A 23,807-nucleotide genomic window follows, 5' to 3' on the forward strand; every position below is an offset into this window, starting at 1 on the left:
GAGCAATGCGCGGCAGGAATATATTCCGTACAAATATCATTCATTATTATTACCAAATATGAAATGTCATATTTTCTTGCAATTTAAAGAAGCAAATTAACAAGAACTCCCGTAAAACGAGCCGCTGTAAATTCAGTCTTTGAGGATCTTCCGTTGAAAACCCGTCTGCTTGCCGCCCTGAGCTTTTTGTCCCTGTCCGTCAACTCTGCTTTCGCTGATGATACTTTCCTCCATCAGCCACAGCCGCCGCAGGTAGAAGCCGGCTCATGGGTGCTGATGGATTACACCACCGGGCAGGTGCTGACCGCAGGGAATGAGCACGTTCAGCGTAACCCGGCGAGCCTGACGAAGCTGATGACCGGCTATGTGGTAGACCGTGCTATCGACAGCAAACGTATCACCCCGGACGATGTGGTCACGGTAGGTAAAGACGCATGGGCAAAAGGCAACCCGGTCTTTGATGGTTCGTCCCTGATGTTTATCAAACCGGGCGACAGGGTTACCGTGCGTGACTTAAGCCGGGGATTGATTATTGATTCCGGTAACGACGCCTGCGTTGCGCTGGCAGATTACGTCGCCGGTGGGCAAAAGCAATTTGTCGGCATGATGAACCACTACGTCGAACAGCTTGGCCTGCATGATACCCATTTTGAAACCGTGCACGGCCTTGATGCGCCAGGGCAGCACAGTTCAGCCTATGACCTTGCCGTCCTCTCTCGCGCTATCATTCACGGCGAGCCGCAGTTCTACCATATGTACAGCGAACGTAGCCTTACCTGGAACGGTATTACCCAGCAGAACCGTAACGGCCTGCTGTGGGATAAGTCCCTGAACGTCGACGGTCTGAAAACGGGGCATACTGAGACGGCGGGCTTCAACATTATTGCCTCCAGCGTACTCGGCCAGCGTCGCCTGATTGCGGTGATTATGGGCGGTCTTAGTCCAAAAGGGCGCGAAGAACAGGCCCGCAAGCTGCTGCACTGGGGGCAGGATAACTTCGACACCGTGCAGGTCTTGCAAAAAGGCAAAGCCATCGGCAACGAGCACATCTGGTATGGCGATAAGCCAGAGATTAGCGTTGGCCCGGATCAGGACGTTTTCCTCGCGTTGCCTAAATCAGAAGTCCCGAACATTAAGGCTAAATATGTGCTGAGCAAGCAGGATATGGAGGCGCCGCTGGCTGCAAATACCCCGGTGGGCGAAATCCAGCTGTTTGATGGCGACAAGCTTATCTCCCACTGGCCGCTGGTGAACCTGACTCCGGTGGAGAAAGGCGGGCTGTTTTCGCGCCTGGGTGACTTTATCAGCCGCAAGCTTTAACCTTTTATACTGTTAACGAACCGCGCGACGAGTGCGGTTTTTTTGTCTCTATTTCCTGCGAGGCAGCTCCCAAATCTGGCAGCTTGTGCAGGTAGTATGAAAAATATAGTGTATAAAAATACAGTATATTTATTCATCAGCGTGGAGGCAGTATGACATTCAAAGTTCAGCAGGTTCCGGCGCGCAAAGTGGCCGGTTTTCATCTTGTTGGGCCCTGGGAAACTACGGTGCCGCAGGGGTTTGATCAGCTGGCGATGTGGACAAAAAACCACGGCCTGCACGGAGACTGGCTGGCTGTTTACTACGACGATCCTGACGTCGTCCCGGCGAACAAGCTTCGCGTTGATACGGTGCTGGGCGTCGCTGATGACTTCATCGTGCCGGAGAACAGCGAAGGCGTTATCGTCACGGCTATCGAGGCGGACACCTATGCCATCGGCCATGCCAAAGTAGAAAACGACGCTTTCCATGAAGCCTGGGAGACTTTCTTCGACCAGGTCGAAGCTGACGGCGGGTATCGCTTGACAGGAAAACCCTGCTACGAAATCTATCTCAACGACGGCTCAACCTCCGGCGTATGGGAAATAGAGATGTATGTCCCGGTCGCTAAAGTCTGACAGGAGCCAACCATGACGGAAGCTATCGCAGGCTTAAAGGTGTTGTTTGTCGCCGGGTATGGCCCGGTTACGCGTGACGTGGCGGCAAGCAGCAACTTCTATCAGCGGGTGCTTGGCCTGCCGCTGAAGGCAATGGAAGGCAACGAGGCCTACCTGGCAACGGAGCTGGATGAGCTGGACGGCGTGAAGCACTTTGCACTCTGGCCGCTCGCACAGGCGGCGCACTCCTGTTTCGGCGTTGACAGCTGGCCGGAGAGCATTGTCGTGCCACAAAGCTGGGTGGAGTTTGAAGTTGAAGACGTCGGGCAGGCGACGGCAGTGCTGAAGCAGGCAGGCTACAGGATGCTGGTTGATAACCGTATGGAGCCCTGGGGGCAAACGGTATCGCGCTTGTTGAGCCCTGAAGGCCTGCTGGTCGGCGTCACCGTAACGCCCTGGCTGCGCTAGCATCGGTAACTCAGGGTGGCGTTTAGCCACCCTGTTTCTGACCTTTAGCAAAGAAACGTGAAATATCCCGCGCAAAAAGCCCGTGTTCCGAGGCTTTGTGATCTCCTTCCCGGAAAAACAGGTACACTTTATTTTTTGTTTCCGGAGAGCCGGGTGTGCGCCCCGACAAATCACTGACCCCGTTTGAGATCCGTATTTACCGCAACTATCGCGTTGCCCACGGTATACGCATCGCCCTTGCTTTTGTGCTGACGTTTGTTCTGGTTCGCCTGCTGCAGATCCCGGAGGGGACCTGGCCGCTGATCACGCTGGTGGTGGTGATGGGGCCTATCTCGTTTTGGGGCAATGTCGTGCCTCGTGCTTTCCAGCGTATTGGCGGCACCATTTTTGGGGCTGCCGTAGGGCTTATAGCCCTCAAGCTTGAGTTATTCTCTCTGCCGCTGATGATTATCTGGTGCGGGCTGACGATGTTCCTTTGCGGCTATCTGGCACTCGGCAAGCGCCCGTACCAGGCGCTTCTTATCGGTATCACGCTTTCGGTGGTGGTGGGCGCGCCGCCGGGGGATATGGAGATTGCGCTATGGCGAAGCGGCGACGTCATTTTTGGGTCTCTGCTGGCTATGCTTTTCACCAGCATTTACCCGCAACGGGCGTTTATTCACTGGCGAATCCAGATGGCGACCTTTGTTCAGGCATTCGGTAAAATCTACACGGCGGGTTTCTCGCCAAACCTGGTTGAGCGCCCGAGGCTGGAAAAACCGCTGCAGAAGATCCTCAACGACGTGGTGAAAATGCGAGCTTTAATTGGCCCGGCCAGCAAAGAGACCCGCATTCAGAAGTCGGTCTTTGAGGCGATTCAGACCATTAACCGTAATATGGTGTGCACGCTTGAGCTGCAGATAAACGCCTACTGGGCAACCCGAGCCAGCCATTTTGTAATGATTAATGCCCACACGCTACGCGATACCCAGCAAATGGCGCAGCGGACGCTGGCGGCCATTGCAAAGGCGCTGCATGAAGGAAATCCTTCGCCTATTTCTGCCAACAACGAGAAGCTGAATGAGATCGTTTTTGAGCTGCGTCAGCTGATGGAGGAGGGCAAAGAGAGCCCGCTGCAGGAGACGCCGATCCATGGTTATGTCTGGCTCAGCCTCGAACTGGCTCGCCAGCTTGAGCTGTTGTCACACCTTATTTGCCGGGCGCTGCGCAAATAGCGCGCGCAAAGCGCAGAAATGACAATGCTTGTTTCGATTCAGCAGAAATTGAGGTTAAGATAGGGCAAGCCCGTAAGTGAGACTGACAAAAAATTGTCATCGTCAACCGCTACTACTAAGGTTATGGCGGTTGTCTTAACGAATCCGAGTACCAATTTAGCAGGGGTGTAAAAATGGAAAATATCAAACCTACCTTCCAGGACGTGCTGGAGTTTGTTCGTCTGTTCCGTCGTAAAAACAAACTGCAGCGTGAAATCCAGGACGTAGAGAAAAAGATCCGTGACAACCAGAAGCGCGTGCTGCTGCTCGATAACCTGAGCGACTATATCAAGCCGGGCATGAGCATCGAAGCGGTTCAGGGCATCATTGCCAGCATGAAGACCGACTATGAAGACCGCGTGGATGACTACATCATTAAAAACGCCGAGCTGTCTAAAGAGCGTCGTGAGATCTCTAAGAAGCTGAAGGTGATGGGCGAGCAGAAAGTTGCCGATACCAAATCTGAATAATACTCAGTGAATCCAGAAAGCCGCCTGTAAGGGCGGCTTTTTTACGCCTCATTCACCATCACCCGCAGTAAGGTTTCCAGAAGTCCTGGGAAACGAGCATCCAGATCCTCCCGCCTTAACGAAATCAGATTTTCACGCCCCTGAGGGCGCTGCCAGATTACGCCGCTATCGCGCAGCACGCGCCAGTGGTGGGTCATAGTGGACTTCGCCACCTCCTGGCGCAGCGCTCCGCAGGTAAGCTCTGCGCCACCGGCGAGCGATTTAACAATCTCCAGCCGCAGGGGGTTACCCAGGGCAAAAAGGACATTTTCAAGGCGGATTTGTTCTCGTTCCGGGTGGTTGGCGATCATACTCTTCCTGTCCAGGCGGTTACGGCACGTCGGCCGGCTACTATAGCAAACTGATGCCCCTTCGACTGCATCGGGATTAGCGATAGCTCAAATTGTTCGAATATACTCGTACAATTGTACTATGATCCTGGCGAACAAAACTGGCGGCCATCCCGGTCGTCGCTTAACAGTCATAAAGACTAAGGACACATCATGCCCCGACCCATCCCTCTCGAACGCTATCGCAACATTGGTATTTCCGCCCACATTGATGCCGGTAAAACAACCACGACCGAACGTATTTTGTTTTACACCGGCATGAGCCACAAACTGGGCGAAGTTCACGATGGCGCAGCAACGACAGACTGGATGGCTCAGGAGCAAGAGCGCGGCATTACCATTACCTCCGCCGCAGTGAGCTGCTTCTGGCCGGGTATGGACCGCGGTTTTGAACCGCACCGTATCAACATCATCGACACACCGGGACACGTAGACTTCACCATTGAGGTGGAGCGTTCTATGCGTGTGCTGGACGGCGCCGTAATGGTTTACGACTCCGTGGGCGGCGTGCAGCCGCAGTCGGAAACGGTCTGGCGGCAGGCGAATAAATACCGCGTACCGCGGCTGGCCTTCGTTAACAAAATGGACCGCCCGGGAGCTGATTTCTTCCGCGTGGTACAGATGATGATTGATCGCCTGAAGGCTAATCCGGTGCCGATTGTGATCCCCATCGGCGCAGAAGAACACTTCACCGGCGTAGTGGACCTGATAAAAATGCGCGCCATTCTATGGGATGACGCGACCCAGGGCATGACGTTCAGCTATGCACCGGTGCCGGAAGATCTGCTGCAAACCGCGCAACAATGGCGGGAAAAAATGGTATCTGCGGCGGCCGAGGCCAACGATGAGCTTATGGACAAATACCTGGAAACCGGCGAGCTGACCGAAGCGGACATCATTACCGGCCTGCGTGTTCGTACCCTCGCCGGAGAAATCCAGCCGATGCTGTGCGGCAGCGCGTTCAAAAACAAAGGCGTGCAGCGCATGCTGGACGCGGTGGTAGAGCTGATGCCTTCTCCACTCGACATTCCTGCCATTGACGGCGTGGATGAAAAGGGGCAGCACGCGGAACGTCATCCAAATGATGATGAACCCTTCTCGGCGTTGGCTTTTAAGCTGATGACCGATCCCTATGTTGGTCAATTAACCTTTATTCGTGTTTATTCCGGCGTGCTGCGTAAAGGCGATTCGGTTTACAACCCGGTGAAAGGTAAGAAGGAGCGTATTGGTCGCATTGTTCAGATGCACGCGAACGATCGCCATGAGGTTGAAGAACTTCGAACGGGTGATATTGCCGCCTGCGTCGGGCTGAAAGACGTCACTACGGGCGATACGCTAACTGATCCGAATGCGGTGATTACGCTTGAGCGCATGGAATTTCCTGAACCGGTTATTTCACTCGCTATCGAGCCGAAGACCAAGGCCGATCAGGAGAAAATGGGCGTCGCATTGCAGCGTTTAGCGGCAGAAGACCCTTCATTCCGGCTGCATACGGACGAGGAGTCCGGACAGACGATTATCTCCGGCATGGGCGAGCTCCATCTGGAAATCATCGTTGACCGTATGAAGCGTGAATTTGGCGTGGAAGCCAATATCGGTCGGCCTCAGGTTACCTATCGCGAAACGATCCGCAAAACGGTGAAAGACGTTGAAGGCAAATTTGTGCGCCAGTCCGGCGGTAAAGGGCAGTACGGCCATGTGGTGCTGACGCTTGAGCCGCAGGAGCCGGGTAAAGGCTTTGTGTTTGAAGATGCGACAAAAGGGGGCGTGGTCCCTCGGGAGTACATTCCTTCCGTGGAAAAAGGCCTGCGCGAAGCCATGAATACCGGCGTGCTGGCCGGGTACCCTGTCGTGGATGTCAAAGCCACGCTGACCTTCGGCTCTTACCATGACGTGGACTCTTCGGAAATGGCGTTCAGGATGGCGGCGATCTTTGGCTTTAAGGATGCGGTGCGTAAGGCAGATCCGGTCATTCTTGAGCCGATCATGCACGTCGAGGTGGAAACGCCGGAAGAGTACGCCGGTAACATCATGGGCGATCTCTCCTCCCGTCGCGGTATGGTGCAGGGTATGGAAGAGCGGTTCGGCAGCCAGATCATCCGTGCCGATGTGCCGCTTGCTGAGATGTTTGGCTACTCTACCACGCTGCGATCTATGTCGCAGGGTAGGGCGACCTACAGCATGGAGTTCCATCATTACGCCGAAGCGCCGCGCAACGTGGCCGACGATATTATTGCCAGCCGCGTAAAAGCTTAAGCTGTACTCAAAATGGGCGAGCTCATCTCGCCCATTTTTCATCTGCGAGTCATTTCCCATTCGCTTTGCAACGCCCCGCATACGTCAAAAAATAGTTGAAACCTGCTCGGACATGTTGAATCAGTGCCATGATTCGCTGCATTTTTGCACAGATAATCCACGATATAGCCTTGTGTCTATATAGCATTTAACCTATATTGAAAAGGATGTCGCATGTGGTCGATAAAAATGACGGATACGTTTGATGCCTGGTTTACGGCATCGGATGATGCAACCAAAGCCTGTGTTATAGCATCAATGGTGTTGCTAAAGAGCCGGGGCCCTTTGCTAAGCAGGCCTTACGCTGACACCGTGAGAGGGTCGCAATACGCGAACATGAAAGAGCTGCGTGTTCAATGCAAAGGTGAACCATTAAGGCTATTCTTCGCTTTTGATATAAGGCGTTATGCCATCCTGTTGTGTGCAGGTAACAAGGTCGGAAACGAGAAGCGGTTTTATGACCTCATGATTCCTCGGGCTGATAAGGAGTTTGCAGCTCATCTGAAACAGTTAACGGAAAAGGAACAAACAGAATGGGTCGAACACTAGAACAGCTGCTGGCCGAAGAAAAACCCGAAGTGGTGGCCGCGGCGCAGGCCATGGCCGACGAAATGCTGCTGAATATCCATCTGGCTGAACTCCGCGATAAAGTTAGAAAAACGCAGAACGAGATGGCGCAGAAGCTGGGCGTGAAGCAACCCACCGTCGCTGAAATGGAAAAAAAGGGCCGTGATATCAAACTCTCTTCCCTCAAGCGTTACGTCGAGGCGGCGGGCGGGAAGGTTAAGCTGGATATCGAGCTACCGGACGGCACACACTTCAATATCGCGCTGTAATGGGATGGGGCGGCGTTCACCGCCCGGCCGGTCTTAAACTTGACCGGTTTCCTGCAAATGCCGCCATAACACTTTCTCGCCCTCGAGGCGGAAAATAACGGTAGACCAGCGCACGGTGGTGGAGCCATTCAGGGTCTGCGTTTCGCGATAAAGTACGGCGGCCCCGCGTTGCCACTCGTCCAGCAGCGTGAGGTTATCGACCTCAATGGCCAGCCCTTCCCGGCTCCCGCCGCTGGCGCTGAAAAAGCCGCAAAGCGCGGGATAATCCAGCTTCGCACCGCTGAGCGCGATCATCGAATAATCTTTAGCAAAGCGTGCCAGCAGCGCTTCAGGCTCCCCCTGTCCCGCGCCAAGCCACTGCTCAATGGCAACGTGGGCGTCAATCACCTCTTTAAACCAGATATTCATCGCTCAGAGCTCCTTTTGGATAAGTTGATTTTTAATGTGCTGATTATTCAGCCGCAAAGAGTAAACCAGCGGGGCCAGCGTCCCGGCGGCGGCAAGGCTAAAAGTGAAAAGATAAGCGTGAGGGGCGGGCATCAGCCCCTGTAATACGGTCAGCAGCAGGCTCAGCAGCGCCACGCCAAAGCAAAAGCTCAGCTGGCGGTTGATGTTCCACAGCGCGCTGGCTTCCGGCATCGCCTCAGAAGGGATAGAGATAAAAGCGGTGCTCTGCGCCGTGCTGCTGGAAAGGCTCCCGCCCAGGCCCATCAGAACATAAGCCGCCACCAGCAACGATATTTGCTCGCCCGAACTGACCTGCGCCAGCAGCAGAATACCGGCGGCCTGAAGTAAACCTCCGGCAGTAATCAGCGGGCGAGGGCCGAGGCGGTTAAACATCTTGCCGGTAAATGAAATCGCGACAAAAGAGGCCATCGCCCAGGGCAGCATCAGCATCCCGGTTTGCGTGGCAGACAGGCCCAGCTGCGTTTGCAGGTAGACGATACTGACCAGGCTGGTGCCCATAAAAATGCCCGGAATGCATTGATAAACCAGCATCGCGTAGCGAAGCAGCGGGTCGGCCAGCAGCGGCAGGCTGAACAGCGGATGAGGATTCATGCCGTTGCGGCGAACAAACAGCCACAGAATAAGCGCTCCGGCGGCCAGCAGCAGCAGGGCCGATAAATGCGCTGCCGCATTGCTGGCCTGCGTTACGCCAAGCAAAATAGCGAACAGCCCGGCAGACCCCAGTATCAGCCCTTTAACATCCAGCGGCTTGCGGGCAGCCTGCTGCTCTGCGGGTTTTAGCCAAAGAGCCGCGAGGACTAACGTCAGCAGCGCCAGCGGCAGGCTCGACAAAAATATCCATCGCCAGCCAAAAGACTCTACCAGCAGGCCGCCCGCCGTCGGCGAAAGCGCCGGAGCCAGCAGCGCCACCAGCATGATTATCGATGAAAGTTTGGCCCGCTCATGCACGGCAAAAAGTTGCCAGGTCAGCGCCTGACCAACGGGAATAAGCAACCCGCCGCCAACGCCCTGCAAAATGCGTGCGGCAACCAGCGCCTCAAGGCCGGGGGCGAGGCCAGAAGCCAGCGTGCCTAGAGAAAAAAGCCCCAGGGAAAGCATAAATAATCGCTTTGCTCCCAGCCGCTGCGTGAGCCACGCGCTGCAGGGAATGACCAGCGTCAGCCCGCAAAGATAGCCGTGGCTCACCCAGGCCAGTTCGGTGATGGGGGCATTAAGTTCTCTGCCCATTTCAGGCCAGGCGACGTTAGAGATAAACATATTAATCAGGTCGAGAAAAAAGCCGAGCAGATAAACGGCGGCGACCCTGGCGCGGTAAGGCATGGCGGTTCTCGTTAAAAGGAAAAGGCGATTTCAGCAGGTTCGGCCAGGCGGATAAATCCCACCTCTGCTGATACACTGTCAAAAATAATTTGATAATCAGGCGAATTAGCATGCTGAACTTACAGCGAGTGGCGCAGTTTGTGGCGGTGGTGGATGCCGGAGGCTTTACCGCGGCGGCACAGTCCATGCAGCAAACAAAAGCGGTTATCAGCTTTAACGTTCGTCAGCTTGAGGCGGAACTTGGCGTTTCGCTGCTGGTGCGCTCCACGCGCCGCGTGGCGTTAACTCAGGCGGGCGAGATGTTTTACCAGCGTGCTTTACAGCTATTAAGGGAAAGCGAGGCGCTGGTCGAAGAGGTTCAGGGGCAGCACGGCGGGTTTTCTGGCGAGCTGAGTATTTCGACAACGCCGGAATACGGCCAGGCGAAGATCATCCCCGCCCTGAGCGCTTTCGGCAGGCTGCATCCGGGGCTGACCATCCGGCACGAGTCCTCTTCTGCGCCGGTTAACCTGATTTCCGGGCAGTTTGATGTGGCCATTCGCCTCGGTAAGCTGGTGGATTCCTCTTACCGCGCGGCGCTGATAGAGCGCTTTGAGATTGTGGCGGTTGCTGCGCCGCTGTGGCTGGAGCGTAACCCGATCGGCAGTCTGGAAGCGCTGGCTGAAGCGGAATGGGTTATTCATCGTCGGCTGCCAACGCCCCGTGAATGGCAGGTTATTGGGCGCGACCATGAAACACGCGAGCTGACGATAACCGGGCCGGCCCGCTTTATGACCGACACGGCGGCGGCGCTAATGGCTTTTGTGGTTCAGGGCTGCGGCGTGGGTTTACTGCCCGAATGGCTGGTGAGGATTGCTATTGAACGCGGTGAGCTTCAGCAGGTACTGCCGGAATACCGTTTTCCCTCGCAGGGGATTTATGCGGTTTACCCCAACACGCGGCACGTTCCGGCGAAGGTCCGTGCGCTGATAGATTTTTTACAGGACCGGGAAAGCAACAGACCCGCTTAGCGGGTCTGCTTCAGGCTTATACGGCTTTCTGTGTTTTAACCGGTGGCGCAGAACGCGCCTGTGTAGACGAAATACCCGGTAGCTCAATCTTCAGGCCGAAGGTCAGCAGAGAGTAAATCACCCCGCCGGTCAGCATAGAGACAATAACGCCCAGGTTCGCCGTGGCAAAGACGCTGTGGCGAGTTTCTTCCGTCAGCAGGAAGCCAACAACGTGCGCGATGTACGGGTCACCGGAGGTAATTGTGCCCAGGCCGACAAACGTTGCCACGCCCAGCGCAAGCAGCGCCGTCCAGCGGCCATCGCGACCACCAAAACCGGCTTTATTCGCCATTGCCACATCCCAGCCCAGGCGTTTCTGGCGCAGGAAGTCGATCAGCTGAATCGCCCCGGCGGAGCCAATCACCACCGAGATAGAGGCCAGGAACGACTGGAAGGTCGCCAGGAACGAGTCGGAAATAAACATCAGGTAGAACGCGCCGAAGCCGATAATAGCCGCGTTCAGCGTGGTGGTCGTGGCGCGGCTGGCCGGAATGCCCAGCGCCAGCAGGGCAAGGCCGGAGCTGTAAACGCCGGTAATCGCAGCGGCCAGCAGTGAAACGATAATCACGATGGAGAACGGCACGTAAAACCAGAACGGCAGCAGGTTAGTCAGCGAGGCGATGGGCGACTGCGCCGCCGCGGCGCTCAGGTCCGGGTTGCTGTCGGCGAGGAACGCGCCCAGAACCAGCAGAATGCTCACCGGCAGCGAAATTCCGGTGGTGGTCCAGAAAATAACCTTTGAAGCCTGCGTTTTCTTCGGCAGGTAGCGCGCAAAGTCGCCGCCGTAGTTCAGGAAGCCTAAGCCCACCATCGTCATCGCCATCACTACGCCGCCGATATAGGTCAGCAGGTCGCCGTGCACAGCGCTCTGGCCCAGCTTGTCCCAGTGAATGTGCGGCAGCATCAGGAAGATAAAGATGATGCTCATAAACCCGGTCAGCCAGGCGATGTATTTCTCGACCTTCATAATCAGCTGGTGGCCATAGATGGCGACCGACATGGTCAGCGCCAGGCTGACGATAAACCAGCCCAGAATACACACCAGCGTCGGTTTGCCGTCTGCCAGCGCAAAGGCCGCAGGCCAGAGTTTGGTGAACAGCGCCGCGCCGGTAGAGGAGGCGAGGGTAATGATGGTGATTTTCCAGCCCATGTTGGAGATATAGGCGAACAGGGTCGGGAATTTATTGCCGTGATAGCCGAAGCAGAAGCGCGTCTGGGTCAGCGTCGGCAGGCCGGTTCTTGGCCCGCCGACCGCGAGTACCCCAACCAGGCAGCAGGAAAGCAGGTAACCGACGATCCCGGCGGTGATCGACTGCCAGACGCTCAGGCCCAGCGAGTAGACGTAAATGCCGTAGGTCATCCCCAGAATGGAGACGTTCCACGAGAACCAGATCGGGAACAGCCCGGAAGGCCTGCCGTAGCGTTCTGACTCAGGGACGGCGTTGACGCCGTTTGATTCAACTTTTATGCCGCCAGAGGACGGCTGGTGTGTAGAGTTTGTCATCGGAGAACCCTTATGGGAAAAATCAATCGCAGAGAAGTGCGGTTTCTAAAGCGAGCTCAATCATTTTGTCTAACGTGTTTTGTAGTTCTTCTGCCGTGGGCTCTTCCCCCGTAACGCTGTTTACACAGGCCGTCAGCAGGCTCAGGGCTTTGGCGCGGTACTGCGCGGCGAGGGTGAACAGCGCCGAGGTTTCCATCTCCACCGCAAGGATGTTCATCTTTTTGAGGGCAGGGAGCATGCCTTCGGGTTTGTCGTACAGCAGGTCGTTGGTAAAGGTGTTGCCGAACTGGGTCGGAATGTTGTGTTGCTCGGCTGCGGTCCAGCAGCGGCGCAGCAGGTCAAAGTCCGGCACCGCCGCGTAGTCGTAGCCGCCAAAGCGGTCGCGGTTCACTGAGGAAGAGGTTCCCGCGCCGGTGGCGACAATCACATTGCGCATATCCACGCTTTCATCCACTGCGCCGCAGGTGCCGATGCGAATAAGCTGCTTCACGCCAAAAGCATTAATCAGCTCGTGGGCATAAATCGAAACGGACGGAATACCCATGCCGTGCGCCATCACGGAAAGGCGCTTGCCCTTGTAGTAGCCGGTAAAGCCGAACATATTGCGGGTATCGCACACGCGCTTTGCGTCGGTTAAATACGTCTGCGCGATGTACTGCGCGCGCAGCGGGTCGCCCGGCATGATCACGGTTTCGGCAAAGTCGCCCGGGTTGGCGTTAATATGTGGCGTCATCTGACGATCTCCTGGCTGGTTTTATGCCACTACGATAGAAACCTGGCGAAGTGCAGAAAAAGGCAAATGTCCGACCGGGCTGACGGCGATCACAAAATTGATTTTTCCCTGGAGAAGAAAAAGGGCAATGCCAGGGCTGGCGCGGGTTGAACGAAACAAGGAGTATTGACAATATTGAAGGGAGCCAGGTAATCTCAGCCGCCTTTTTCACCACGGACGCTGGCGAAACAGGCAATACTTGACGGGGTAAACCCCTTATTTGCTGCGTGGCAGTCCTGCCGGAGAGCGATAACACCATGAATATTATCCAGCAATTCGCTCAGCGCGGGCACCAGATCCTGCGGGATGCCGTTCACGCCGCGCCGCTCAAGAATAAAGAGATTGGCGCCGGCGAATACATTCTGCGCCAGGGCGAAGAGATCAAAGCGCTGTACTGGATCACGCTCGGTGAGTACACCATGCACTACAACGCCGAGAACGGGAAAGCGTTCAGCCTGGGGCAGCGTTTTGTCAGCGATACAATCATCGGCGAAATCGAATACCTGACCCACACGCCGAGCCAGTTTTCGGTTGTCGCCCACGACACCATGACGGTAAAAGTCATTCCGCTGGCAATGATGGACACCATCCTGACCGGCCACGCCGAAGTGGGCGTCTGGCTCAGTCAGCTGCTTTCCACAAGCTACCAGCGCGGAATGGCAAGAACCATGGAACGCTTCCTGCAGCCGCTGGTGTTTAACATCGTGGCCGACCTCTACGAGCGTAACCAGCAGAACAGGCCGCTGGTGGACTTCTCGCAGGTGTCCCGCGAGGCCGAGCGCTTTGGCTGCTCCGAAAGAACCTATCGGCGGGTAATCAACCAGCTGATAGAAGAGCAGTACATCCAAAAAGTGGCGCAGGAATACGTGATTTGCGATATAGAAAAGTTTCGCCTGCTGCTGACCCATCCCGGCCGCATCGGCTAGCAGGTTTGTAGCAAACTGCTAAAAAAGAAAAGAAAAAACAGTGATAGACTCCGGCAATAAATCATCCGCAAGGGAGTCGTGCAGTGAGTGAGTCCGTCGAAAACCAAAACGCGTTTAAGCATGCTTTTAATCATTCACTTTTGCAGGATATCGCGAGCTTAATCGCGCTGCATTACCCCGCCTTTAACGTTGACGCATTTCTAAAGAAAGCCGAGAGCCTGGACAAGCTGGAAATGAAAGCCAGAGTCCGGGTTATTCGCGACGCGCTGGCCGCCGGGCTGCCGCAGGACTACCCGGCGGCATTGGGCGTAGTGGTTTCGGTGTTAAAAGAGAACAAGCTGCGCGGCTTTGCCGTCTGGCCGTTTGCGGAGTTTATTCAGTTTTATGGCCTTGGGCACCCTGAGCTTTCCCTCGACGCCCTGAAGGTGGTCACCGTTTGTTTTACCTCCGAATGGGCGGTGCGGCCTTTTATCAAGCAGAATCCGGAAGAAACAATGCGCTTTCTGCTCAAATGTGCGCAGGACGAAAGCGTGGATATTCGCCGCTGGGCTTCGGAAGGCACACGCCCGCGAGTGCCCTGGGGCGAAAAGCTGCATCTGTTTATTAAAGACCCGGCGGGAACAAGAGCGATTCTGGACGCTCTTAAATTCGACCCGGAGCTTTACGTCAGAAAAAGCGTCGCCAACCACCTCAACGACATCACCAAAGACCATCCGGACTACGTAATTCAGCTCCTGCAAAGCTGGCAGCAGCAGGCGAAACAGTCCGGCAGTGAAGATGTAAAAAAAGTTGCGTGGATAACCCGCCACTCACTTCGCACCTTAATCAAGAATGGCCACCCGGATGCGCTGGCGCTGATCGGCGTGCAGCACGGCGCGGACGTCGCGCTGGATGCCTTCTCCATCAAACAAAAAGCCATTGTCCTGGGCGAAAACCTGGAGTTTAAGGTCAGCCTGCGTTCAACCAGCGACGCCCCGCAAAGCATCGTTGTGGATTACGTTCTCCACTTTATGAAGGCCAACGGCAGCACCGCCCCGAAGGTCTTCAAGCTCCGCGCGTTTGAACTCCCGGCCAGAGGCTCGGTAACGATAGAGAAAAAACACGCGGTGAAGAAAATCACCACCCGCCAGTATTATCCCGGCGTGCAGCGGATCGAGATCCAGGTCAACGGCAAGTTGCTTGGGGGAGGTGAGTGGGAGTTGGAGGTATAGCAAGTATTCGCCACCGGCGGTTTGCGGGTGGCGTCTTTATCAAGGTTTTCCTTATTAATATTATGGCTGAAAAATTTAAGTTTATTTTCATAACTTACTTATTGTTTTATTGAAACCGCGAAAAATGGTAGTTATCCCTTCTCTTTAAGTGTGTTATATTTAATGGTTAATATAAATTTAATTCACTTAGAGGGGCTTATGCCTGTAAAAATTGCTAAAATAGAAATTTCAAACTTTCGTTCCATACAGAAAATTGTTATCGATAGTTCTAGGTTACAGATAATTGTAGGCAATAATGATGCTGGTAAATCAAATATTCTCAGAGCGTTAAATTTATTTTTTAATGGCGAGACGAATCCAAGAGAATATTTCGATTTTTCAACTGATTATAATATATACACAGCAGGTAAGGAATCAAAAAAAGCTCGTGAGGTAAAAATAAAATTACTTCTTGAGATCCCAGCAAGTTATCAAGCGACAAATGGCAATGTTATTGAATGGACTAAGTCATGGCGCACAAATGGTTTTTATGATGAAAAAATAGTTGGAATTAAATCTGTCAGTGGTCCTAGAGGTGGCAGGAGTAATGAAAGAATAGATATACCTTCTCGATCAAATATAAGACAGCTTCTTAATAATGTTAAATATGTATATGTTCCAGCAATTAAAGACAGGGAGTATATATCAAATCTTAGAAGCGAAATTTATTTTGTGGTCAATGAGGTTTTCAACGAAAACTTTAATGACTCTAGCAGGGCATTTGAAAGTAGCATTGCTGAGAACCTTCAGGAACTAACTATGGAAATTAGCGAGTCTCTTGGTTTTAAATCTGCACTATCACTGCCGCGGGATTTGAGTAGTTTATTTGGGAACTTGGATTTTTTGAATGATATGAAGATTTCTCTTAATGAGCGAGGAGATGGTGTTAAAGCTCGACATATACCTCTAATATTAAAATACATAGCTGAAAAAACGAAAACCTTACAGGCAAGAGGCAATCCACCATATACATTCATTTGGGGCTATGAAGAGCCAGAAAATAATCTCGAACTAACTACTGCGATAAAGCTAGCTATTCAATTTAAGAGCTTCGTACCTGAACCAATATCTCAGTTATTCATTACAACACATTCTCCTGCCTTTTATAATCTATCGAAAGATAATGAAAGTGTTAATTGTGTTTTTATTGAGAAAGATAGTACTGATGTTACTTCTTGTGATAGTGACTTCGAATTGTTGGATGATCGAATGGGAGTAATGGAATTACTTTCTCCTTATATAGATGAAGTGAAGTCTCGTATTGAGAATATTGAGACTGTAAGCCAGCTTGGTGATAAAAAAGCAGTTATTTATGTTGAAGGTATTAGTGATAAAATTATCCTTGAAAAAGCAATGAGTGTTTATGCTCCTGAGCATGTTAATAATATTGAGATAATAACAAAAGATTTCAGTGCGGGAACCAATTATGTATGTGATATGCTTAAAGCATATTTCCATATGCGCAAGCATCATCCAGATAAATTTAAATGTGTTGGGTTAGTTGACGCTGATGAAGATGGTAGGAAAGTAAGGATTGAGCTCGGTGGAATTCAAGATCTAGGAAGGTCGGTTAAATGTTTTCTATTGCCATTGGCACCAGATGTTATTAAGGCTAAAAAAGAAGGGTTTAATATTCCGGGGGTTTTAGAAAGTAATTACCCTATAGAAATCTGGCAGGAAGAATTGAAAAATGGAAAGCTGGTAAAGAGAGATAGAGTTTTTGATATCTTACATGAGGAAAATTTAAATAAGTTGATTCAATCTTCTATTTCATTAGAAGGTCTATTAGCAGGTAAATCATATGGTATAAAGGTTGAGTATATAATACCTAAAGATAGAAAGATTAAACTCGCTAACAAAATTTCCCAAATGAGTAATGATGAATCCAAGGTTTTTTTAGGATACTTAGAGGGTGTAATCAAGGATATAAATGCATACCTTTTCCCTTAGTGGGGATTAATTAGCCAATATTAATTATCGCTCAATGATTTTTTAAATTCACCATTTTATATTCTATGGTGAATTTTTGTTTTTTTATTGGATTGCCTGATGCTCGATTTGACTATTTTTTAATGGCGAGAAATATAGGGGTTGCTTCAATACATGATTAAAGACATCTATAAACACTTTATAATAGATATTTTTATATAGAGTTGTTATTGAAAATATCATCTCTGTTTATTAGGGAAATAGATAATATAAAGTAGGCAGAATTATCTGGGTAGAGCGAGAGAATAAACAGGTTTCAAAGCATCTCCAATTTCCCCATAACACTCTCCAACAATGGCGCAGGCTCAACGCCCAGCAATTGCGCCACATGAGCAAATTCGATCACATCCAGTCTTCTTTCACCACTTTCTATCTTGGCTATAAATGACTGAGGGCGACCCATCGCCTGAGCCAATTGCTGCTGGGTTATCCCTCTTTTAACTCGCGCATCACGCAGTGATTTGATAACTAACTGATATTCTTCTGAATAAATTGAAGGCATAGCTAAACTCCGATCGATATCCCAAAATCGAATATCAATCACTTGTCAAATTATCCCAAAATGGGATAATTAATGATGTCAGTTATGCAAAGGAGTAGCAGAATGAATCATGAAGATTGGCACCCAGCAGACATCGTCGCAGGCATGAGGAAAAAGGGAACATCGTTGGCGGCGCTATCCAGAAAATCCGGGCTGGCATCATCGACTTTGGCAAATGCCCTAAGCAGGCCCTGGCCTAAAGGTGAAAGGTTAATTGCGGAAGAATTGGGTATACCGCCTGAGCAGATTTGGCCTTCACGCTATTCAGCAAATGGATGTAAAAGAGTCGAGAGAAACAAGCACAAGGAATAAGTAAGCTCACGCCACCAAAAGCAAAAAGCCCGCTCAGGTTTCCCTGAGCGGGCTTCTCAAATTTGGCTCCTCTGACTGGACTCGAACCAGTGACATACGGATTAACAGTCCGCCGTTCTACCGACTGAACTACAGAGGAATCGTGTGAACGGGGCGAATATTAGCGGGGGCTCCAGGGCTTGTCAAAGGCAAAATCTCACCCTCTGGCGCGTTTGCGGAAACTATCAACATCTTGTTGCCTTTTCAGGCGATCGGAGACAAAAAAATCCTTTGCAGGATAACGATTTGTCGCCCATTATTTGAAATGCCGTTTTATCTTTCCTTGCAGGTCCTTTCTTGAACTTACATGCAGTCCTTCGCCAGACCGTGGCGAAAACGCCGTGGTACGCCAAACGCAAGAGCTACCGGGTGCTGTTCTGGCGAGAGATAACGCCGCTGGCGGTGCCTATCTTCCTCGAAAACACCTGCGTGCTGCTGATGGGCGTGCTGAGTACCTTCCTCGTCAGCTGGTTAGGGAAAGAGGCGATGGCGGGCGTTGGGCTTGCCGACAGCTTTAACATGGTGATTATGGCGTTCTTCGCCGCTATCGACCTCGGCACCACGGTGGTGGTGGCGTTCAGCTTCGGCAGGCTTGATCCGGAGCGGGCGAGGGCGGCGGCCAGGCAGTCGCTGATCCTGATGACCATCGTGTCGTTTATTATGGCCGCAGGCATTCACCTGGCGGGCACGCACATCATCGATGTGATTGCCGGGAACGCTACGCCGCAGGTCAAAGCCCTCGCGCTGTCTTACCTGCAAACCACCGTCTGGAGCTACCCGGCAGCGGCGATTGCGCTTATCGGCAGCGGCGCGCTGCGCGGGGCGGGGAACACCAAAATCCCGCTGCTGATTAACGGCGGCATGAACATCCTCAATATCATCATCAGCAGCATCCTTATCTACGGCATCTTTGGCTGGGGCGGGCTGGGCTTCGTCGGCGCGGGGCTGGGGCTGACCATTTCCCGATACATCGGTGCGGCGGGCATTATCTTCGTGCTGATGATTGGCTTTAACCCGGCCCTGCGCATCTCGCTGAAAAGCTACTTTACGCCGCTCAACTGGGCGATTTTGTGGGAAGTGCTCGGCATCGGCATTCCGGCCAGCGTCGAATCGGTGCTGTTCAACGGCGGCAAGCTGCTGACGCAGATGTTCGTTGCCGGGATGGGCACCAACGTGATTGCCGGGAACTTTATTGCCTTCTCTGTCGCCTCGCTGATTAACCTGCCGGGTAACGCCCTCGGGTCGGCGTCAACGATCATCGTCGGCAGGCGGCTGGGGAAAGGGCAAATCGGTCAGGCCGAGCGCCAGCTGCGCCACACGTTCTGGCTCGCCACCTTTGGCCTGACGGTTCTCGCCTGGGGAACCGCGCCGTTCGCCGGACTGTTCGCCTCGTTCTATACCAGCGAAGATGATGTTAAAGAGGTGGTTAAAGTCCTGCTGTGGATGAACGCCGCCTTTATGCCTATCTGGGCCGCCTCCTGGGTACTGCCCGCCGGGCTGAAGGGCGCACGCGATGCCCGCTATGCGATGTGGGTGTCGATGGCGGGGATGTGGGGCTGCCGCGTGGTTGCCGGTTACACGCTGGGGATTGTGCTCGGGATGGGCGTGGTCGGCGTCTGGCTTGGGATGTTTGGCGACTGGGCGGTGCGCGGGGCGTGCTTCTACTGGCGAATGGTCAGCGGCCGCTGGCTAAAAAAATACCCGCGACCGCCGAAGGAACCGCTTACGGCTCCCGAGTAAACCGCCGTTTAACGCTCGAAAGCCCCTGCAATGGCACGCATATCGTTGCCGGTTGGCGTCTGGTGAATACGCAGCCCAAACTCGTCCACCACGGCAAAAATATGGTCGAAGATGTCGGCCTGAATGCTTTCATACTCCGCCCACACCACGGTGTTGGTGAAGGCATAAATTTCTACCGGCAGCCCTTCGCTTTCAGGGGCAAGCTGGCGCACCATCAGCGTCATGTCTTTGCGAATGCGCGGATGGTTGCGGAGGTACTCATTCAGGTAGGCCCGGAAGGTGCCAACGTTGGTCATTCGGCGCTGGTTCAGCACTGAGTCGTCGGCGTTCTGCTGGTTATACTCGCTAATCTCTTTCCCACGCTCCGCCATATAGGGCTGCAGCAGCTTCGCTTTGAAAAGCTTCTCCTGTTCGTCCTGCGATAAGAAACGAATGCTGGTGGTGTCGATGTTCACGCTGCGCTTGATGCGGCGACCGCCGGAGGCCGACATGCCGCTCCAGTTTTTAAAGGCGTCAGACACCAGGGCATAGGTTGGAATGGTGGTAATGGTGTTGTCCCAGTTACGGACTTTCACCGTTGTCAGGCCGATGTCGATAACCGCGCCGTCTGCGCCATACTTCGGCATTTCCAGCCAGTCGCCCATCTTCAGCATGCTGTTGGCAGAGAGCTGGATCCCGGCAACCAGGCCGAGAATCGGATCTTTGAACACCAACATCAACACGGCGGCCATCGCACCCAGGCCGCTTATCAGGATCGCCGGAGATTTACCGATAAGCAGCGAAACCATCATGATGCCGACGACAATGGCGGCCAGCAGCTTCACGCCCTGGAAAATACCTTTCAGCGGCAGCTGGGAGGCGAAAGAGAATCTCCCCGACAGCCCGAAAATCACGTCCAGCAATGAGAAGAAGGACATCAGCGCGTAGAGCATGACCCATAGCTGGGCGCAGGTGGTGAGAATGACCGCCGCGTCGCTGCCTTTTTGCAGCCACAGTACCGCCTGAACGTTAACGATGATGCCCTGCAGCAGAAAGGCCAGCCGCTGGAACAGCTTGTTCTGGGTGATAATCTGCAGCGAGAGGCTGGAGCTGGACTTCGCGCGCTTCTCAAAAGCCCGTAGCACTATGCCGTGAAGAATAAAATGGACGACCAGCGCGGTAAGAAAAATGATGCCGAAAATGACGATCAGGGAAGTGGTGTGATTGGGTTCAATCCCGTATTGCTCGAGTGCGGATATCAATTCCTGCATAACGTCTCCTTTAAAAACAAGGGAACATCATGCCTTGCGAAGCCCGCCGTCGCAACCCGCTGTATAATTAGTGACCATACTCCGCCGGGATCCTTACAGAATTTTACTTGTACGGTTATGCTTAACGTATTCACGTCATGTTAACTAACAGGGAAATTATGATTCGTTTCTCCACGCTGGCCTTTGCTCTGGCGGCGGTCACGCAGAGTGCGCTGGCCGTATCCTATCCTTTGCCGCCGGAAGGCAGCCGCCTGGTGGGCGCGCCTGTCATGGTTACCGTGCCGGAGGGCAACAAGGAGCCGCTCGAGCATTTTGCCGCCCAGTACGGACAGGGTTTCAGCAATATGCTGGAGGCTAATCCAGGCGTCGATCCATTCCTGCCAAAAGTCGGCACGCAGTTGGTTATCCCCCAGCAGGTTATTCTGCCGGACACCGTACGTGAGGGAATTGTGGTCAACGTGGCGGAAATGCGTCTTTACTACTATCCCAAGGACAGCAACACGGTAGAGATCCTGCCGATCGGCATCGGCCAGGCAGGGCGTGAAACGCCGCGCAACTGGGTGACACGCGTCGAGCGTAAGCAAGATGCTCCCGCATGGACTCCTACGCCGAACACTCGCCGCGAGTACGCCAAAGAGGGCAAAACGCTGCCAGCTTTTGTGCCGCCGGGGCCGGATAACCCGATGGGCCTGTACGCCATTTACATCGGCAAGCTGTACGCTATTCACGGCACTAACGCCAACTTTGGCATCGGCCTGCGCGTCAGCCAGGGCTGTATTCGCCTGCGCAATGACGATATCAAATATCTGTTCGACAACGTGCCAGTCGGCACGCGCGTTCAACTGATTGACCAGCCGGTGAAGGTCACCACCGAGCCGGATGGTAAACGCTGGCTGGAAGTTCATGAGCCGCTGTCGCGTAACCGAGCGGAATTTGAATCCGATAAGAAGGTTCCTCTGCCAATGACCACCGTGCTGCGCAGTGCAACTCAGGCGGCAGACGTGAATGCCGCCGTTGTCAGTGAAGCTCTGAACCGCCGCTCGGGTATGCCGGTGCAAATAAATACAGCCACCACGGAGACCGGGCGGCTGTAATTGTCAGGGACAGAAAAATAAAAGCTCGCCATTCGCGAGCATTTATTTATTTGAATAATTCTGCAGTGGCATAAAGCTTATTTTGCCCGCCTGCGGACGTCACTTTAAACGAACTTGCTCCGGCTTTGTCGGCTTTATCAGACAACTGATTTATAGCCTGATCAAGCGTGGTTGCGCCGCTGGTTGAAACAGAGCCAACGCTTTGCCCGGTCCCAGGTTGCTGAACTTCGGTGGCGGCAAAAGCCGTGCCGGTAAGGGCGGTAAGTACGGTCAGAGTCAGGGCGGAGGTAATCAGTTTGCGCATCATAATGAATCTCTCAATGTGGATAATAAAGTGAATCGTCGTTTGATGCATGCATGCTACTTCGCCGGTTGAACAATGAATAGCAGGGGTTATTGATGAAGACTTTCAAAAATTCTGGCTGGTAATATCCGGGTGTTATGGACTGTAAATTAATTTAAGCCACCTTATATTTTCCTTAATTAACCTCTTGTAGCGTGAAGTTTTGGCGGCCATAACGCTATGGGCCGTTAATAAACCCCAGGGCGATCCCGAAGACTGTAGTAAGCCGCACCTATGACGGTAAACGGTATACGGAAGGTGGGGCCACCAGGGGAAAAGCGTGGTTTTTCCCCGGTGGTAAGCAGTTGAAAATCTAAAAATTGATTTTCCTGGTTTATTGATAGGTGCTATCTGATGCTTCTTCACTTTATTGCGGCTGTCATCAGCCTGAAGCCTGCTTTTCAGCAGGCTTCTTGTTTTGGTGTCGTTAAGAATTAGAAATCGTAGAACACGGTCAGCCAGGTCGAGTCCGGCTCTCCGTCTGAGCTGCTGGCGAGGGTTCTCTCCAGGTAAACCGACAGGCCGTAACCAATGGTGGTTCCTGCGCCAAGATAAACATGGTTGGCGTGGAAATCTTCGTCTCCTTTCAGACGCAGCGAGTCCGCGGCGACGTAAGGTTGAATAGACTTCAGGAATGGTTTATCAATATTGAAGGTATAACCGACAAAGCTCTCTAAACCATAACCGCTGCCGGCAAAATAATGGGAAACGGTATTTTCACGCGTGCTCGGCACAAAATCTTTGTAATAACTTGCGGTGCCGACAATATACCAGTTGCCGGGCTGCCAGGTTAATGCGGTGCCGGAAATCTGCTGGTGATAACCCTTCTGATTAAAATCGCTGTCTTTAATTGTTGCGTCCGTTTCGCTATAGGCTGCGCTGAAGGTGAAACTCTTGGTAATATTATAATCAAGACCTAAACCTGCGCCGTGATTACGGCGGTAGGCACGGTTATCGGCAATACCGGTTTCATCTTCGGGCAGCAAATAGTTAGCATAAAGTTTAACCGGCCCAAAATCGTTGGTGTATTTGATGCTGTTTTTAGGGCGGTTTGCACCGTCGTAATCACCCTTAACGCCAATGCCGGTTGCGCCTGCGTGACCATCGTTATCCCAGACATCGCTTTTCACGCCGATAACGGAATAGTAGATGCCCCACTGGTGACCGTAGGTTAGCGTTCCATAGCGGTCGTCTTTCACTCCGGCGTACGACTGGCGCTGATAATCGCGTTTGCCGTCGGTGTTATAGTGGCCGTCCCAGCTTAGCGCATGGGCCAGATCTACACCCCATTCGTAATAACCTACCAGCGATGTATCCTGAGTTAACTTATAGTCTGCACCGAAGCGGAAACGTGTGCCGCCGTCGTGACCATTTTTATAATAACCCGGCTCCGGACCATTATTAAATATCCACTCCGGACGAATACTACCGCCCACCGTCAAACTTAACGGTGCCAGCAAAGTATTACTCTGCGGATTTTTCTCTAATACCGTGATTTCCGCATGAGCGCCAGCGGAAAGCGTTGACAGCACGACGCCGCCAATCAAAATAGATAATTTTGACTTCTTCATTTATTGCCCTGC

General features: G+C 52.9%; 24 protein-coding genes, 1 tRNA gene and 1 pseudogene. 15 read left to right on the top strand and 11 right to left on the bottom strand.

Annotation, left to right across the window (positions count from 1 at the left end):
- Positions 1-153 precede the first annotated feature (153 nt).
- From dacD to EL098_RS07620, 5 genes are all read left to right on the top strand, one after another.
- Positions 154-1,320 carry a serine-type D-Ala-D-Ala carboxypeptidase DacD gene (dacD, locus tag EL098_RS07600; protein ID WP_126355682.1) on the top strand — a complete coding sequence of 389 codons (1,167 nt, stop codon included), beginning with the start codon at positions 154-156 and terminating at the stop codon, positions 1,318-1,320.
- 152 nt (positions 1,321-1,472) lie between these two features.
- Positions 1,473-1,937 carry a DNA gyrase inhibitor SbmC gene (sbmC, locus tag EL098_RS07605; protein WP_126355683.1) on the top strand — a complete coding sequence of 155 codons (465 nt, stop codon included), beginning with the start codon at positions 1,473-1,475 and terminating at the stop codon, positions 1,935-1,937.
- Between the two features lie 12 nt (positions 1,938-1,949).
- On the top strand, positions 1,950-2,384 hold the full coding sequence (locus EL098_RS07610) for a VOC family protein (RefSeq protein WP_126355684.1): 435 nt from the start codon (positions 1,950-1,952) through the stop codon (positions 2,382-2,384).
- Positions 2,385-2,539: 155 nt separating this feature from the next.
- On the top strand, positions 2,540-3,598 hold the full coding sequence (locus EL098_RS07615; protein WP_126355685.1) for an FUSC family protein: 1,059 nt from the start codon (positions 2,540-2,542) through the stop codon (positions 3,596-3,598).
- 173 nt (positions 3,599-3,771) lie between these two features.
- A complete protein-coding gene (locus tag EL098_RS07620; protein WP_008455006.1) occupies positions 3,772-4,107 on the top strand; it encodes a DUF496 family protein in 336 nt (111 codons plus the stop codon).
- Positions 4,108-4,148: 41 nt separating this feature from the next.
- Here the strand turns inward: EL098_RS07620 and EL098_RS07625 are convergent, their stop codons facing one another.
- Positions 4,149-4,457, bottom strand: coding sequence for an ArsR/SmtB family transcription factor (locus EL098_RS07625; protein WP_126355686.1), 309 nt, complete (start codon positions 4,455-4,457; stop codon positions 4,149-4,151).
- A 192-nt stretch (positions 4,458-4,649) separates the two neighbouring features.
- Between EL098_RS07625 and fusA the strand changes: the two genes are divergently transcribed.
- The 3 genes from fusA to EL098_RS07640 all read left to right on the top strand — a co-directional run bounded on the left by fusA (position 4,650) and on the right by EL098_RS07640 (position 7,627).
- Positions 4,650-6,752 carry an elongation factor G gene (gene fusA / locus EL098_RS07630; RefSeq protein ID WP_126355687.1) on the top strand — a complete coding sequence of 701 codons (2,103 nt, stop codon included), beginning with the start codon at positions 4,650-4,652 and terminating at the stop codon, positions 6,750-6,752.
- A 213-nt stretch (positions 6,753-6,965) separates the two neighbouring features.
- The gene (locus tag EL098_RS07635; RefSeq protein WP_126355688.1) at positions 6,966-7,340 is read left to right on the top strand and encodes a type II toxin-antitoxin system RelE/ParE family toxin; all 375 of its coding nucleotides are present in this window, start codon (positions 6,966-6,968) and stop codon (positions 7,338-7,340) included.
- A complete protein-coding gene (locus EL098_RS07640) occupies positions 7,325-7,627 on the top strand; it encodes a helix-turn-helix domain-containing protein (protein WP_126355689.1) in 303 nt (100 codons plus the stop codon). Before EL098_RS07635 ends, EL098_RS07640 begins: the two co-directional genes overlap by 16 nt.
- 33 nt (positions 7,628-7,660) lie before the next feature.
- On the opposite strand, the gene EL098_RS07645 is transcribed toward EL098_RS07640, so the two are convergent.
- Positions 7,661-8,035 (bottom strand): DUF4440 domain-containing protein, encoded by a 375-nt coding sequence (locus EL098_RS07645; RefSeq protein ID WP_126355690.1) that lies wholly within the window; start codon positions 8,033-8,035, stop codon positions 7,661-7,663.
- Positions 8,036-8,038: 3 nt separating this feature from the next.
- Positions 8,039-9,415 (bottom strand): MFS transporter, encoded by a 1,377-nt coding sequence (locus EL098_RS07650; RefSeq protein WP_126355691.1) that lies wholly within the window; start codon positions 9,413-9,415, stop codon positions 8,039-8,041.
- Between the two features lie 110 nt (positions 9,416-9,525).
- On the opposite strand from EL098_RS07650, the gene EL098_RS07655 reads away from it, so the two are divergent.
- Entirely contained in the window at positions 9,526-10,425 is a 900-nt protein-coding gene (locus EL098_RS07655; RefSeq protein WP_126355692.1) for a LysR family transcriptional regulator, read from the top strand.
- A 16-nt stretch (positions 10,426-10,441) separates the two neighbouring features.
- On the opposite strand, the gene EL098_RS07660 is transcribed toward EL098_RS07655, so the two are convergent.
- Both EL098_RS07660 and deoD read right to left on the bottom strand, forming a co-directional pair.
- Positions 10,442-11,968, bottom strand: coding sequence for a purine-cytosine permease family protein (locus EL098_RS07660; protein ID WP_126355693.1), 1,527 nt, complete (start codon positions 11,966-11,968; stop codon positions 10,442-10,444).
- 22 nt (positions 11,969-11,990) lie between these two features.
- Positions 11,991-12,701: a purine-nucleoside phosphorylase gene (gene deoD / locus EL098_RS07665; protein WP_126355694.1), complete on the bottom strand. Its 711-nt coding sequence runs from the start codon at positions 12,699-12,701 to the stop codon at positions 11,991-11,993.
- Positions 12,702-12,997: 296 nt separating this feature from the next.
- Between deoD and EL098_RS07670 the strand changes: the two genes are divergently transcribed.
- The 3 genes from EL098_RS07670 (at position 12,998) to EL098_RS07680 (ending at position 16,866) form a co-directional block, all read left to right on the top strand.
- Entirely contained in the window at positions 12,998-13,666 is a 669-nt protein-coding gene (locus tag EL098_RS07670; protein ID WP_126355695.1) for a Crp/Fnr family transcriptional regulator, read from the top strand.
- Positions 13,667-13,749: 83 nt separating this feature from the next.
- Complete coding sequence (locus tag EL098_RS07675; RefSeq protein ID WP_126355696.1) at positions 13,750-14,877, top strand: DNA alkylation repair protein; 1,128 nt, start codon at positions 13,750-13,752, stop codon at positions 14,875-14,877.
- A gap of 198 nt (positions 14,878-15,075) precedes the next feature.
- Positions 15,076-16,866: an ATP-dependent nuclease gene (locus EL098_RS07680; RefSeq protein ID WP_126355697.1), complete on the top strand. Its 1,791-nt coding sequence runs from the start codon at positions 15,076-15,078 to the stop codon at positions 16,864-16,866.
- Between the two features lie 295 nt (positions 16,867-17,161).
- Here EL098_RS07680 and EL098_RS07685 read toward each other — a convergent pair whose 3' ends face one another.
- Complete coding sequence (locus tag EL098_RS07685; protein ID WP_126358380.1) at positions 17,162-17,407, bottom strand: helix-turn-helix domain-containing protein; 246 nt, start codon at positions 17,405-17,407, stop codon at positions 17,162-17,164.
- A 102-nt stretch (positions 17,408-17,509) separates the two neighbouring features.
- Here EL098_RS07685 and EL098_RS07690 point away from each other — a divergent pair, with 102 nt between their 5' ends.
- Positions 17,510-17,758 (top strand): helix-turn-helix domain-containing protein, encoded by a 249-nt coding sequence (locus tag EL098_RS07690; RefSeq protein WP_126355698.1) that lies wholly within the window; start codon positions 17,510-17,512, stop codon positions 17,756-17,758.
- A gap of 63 nt (positions 17,759-17,821) precedes the next feature.
- On the opposite strand, the gene EL098_RS07695 is transcribed toward EL098_RS07690, so the two are convergent.
- Positions 17,822-17,897, bottom strand: a tRNA-Asn gene (locus EL098_RS07695).
- A 197-nt stretch (positions 17,898-18,094) separates the two neighbouring features.
- Between EL098_RS07695 and EL098_RS07700 the strand changes: the two genes are divergently transcribed.
- Positions 18,095-19,537, top strand: coding sequence for an EmmdR/YeeO family multidrug/toxin efflux MATE transporter (locus tag EL098_RS07700; RefSeq protein ID WP_126355699.1), 1,443 nt, complete (start codon positions 18,095-18,097; stop codon positions 19,535-19,537).
- Between the two features lie 8 nt (positions 19,538-19,545).
- Here the strand turns inward: EL098_RS07700 and EL098_RS07705 are convergent, their stop codons facing one another.
- Positions 19,546-20,787, bottom strand: a complete 1,242-nt coding sequence (locus tag EL098_RS07705; protein ID WP_126355700.1) for a mechanosensitive ion channel family protein — start codon at positions 20,785-20,787, stop codon at positions 19,546-19,548.
- A 158-nt stretch (positions 20,788-20,945) separates the two neighbouring features.
- Between EL098_RS07705 and ldtA the strand changes: the two genes are divergently transcribed.
- Positions 20,946-21,881 carry a L,D-transpeptidase gene (ldtA, locus tag EL098_RS07710; RefSeq protein ID WP_126355701.1) on the top strand — a complete coding sequence of 312 codons (936 nt, stop codon included), beginning with the start codon at positions 20,946-20,948 and terminating at the stop codon, positions 21,879-21,881.
- A 46-nt stretch (positions 21,882-21,927) separates the two neighbouring features.
- Here the strand turns inward: ldtA and EL098_RS07715 are convergent, their stop codons facing one another.
- The 3 genes and pseudogenes from EL098_RS07715 to EL098_RS07720 form a co-directional block, all read right to left on the bottom strand.
- A complete protein-coding gene (locus EL098_RS07715) occupies positions 21,928-22,188 on the bottom strand; it encodes a YdgH/BhsA/McbA family protein (protein WP_126355702.1) in 261 nt (86 codons plus the stop codon).
- Between the two features lie 224 nt (positions 22,189-22,412).
- Positions 22,413-22,496: pseudogene (locus tag EL098_RS23405) on the bottom strand (hypothetical protein); the annotation flags it as partial.
- A 162-nt stretch (positions 22,497-22,658) separates the two neighbouring features.
- A complete protein-coding gene (locus EL098_RS07720; protein ID WP_126355703.1) occupies positions 22,659-23,795 on the bottom strand; it encodes a porin in 1,137 nt (378 codons plus the stop codon).
- Positions 23,796-23,807 lie beyond the last annotated feature (12 nt).

Origin of the sequence: Cedecea lapagei (assembly GCF_900635955.1) — a bacterium.
In the GTDB taxonomy this organism is placed as follows: Bacteria; Pseudomonadota; Gammaproteobacteria; order Enterobacterales; family Enterobacteriaceae; genus Cedecea; species Cedecea lapagei.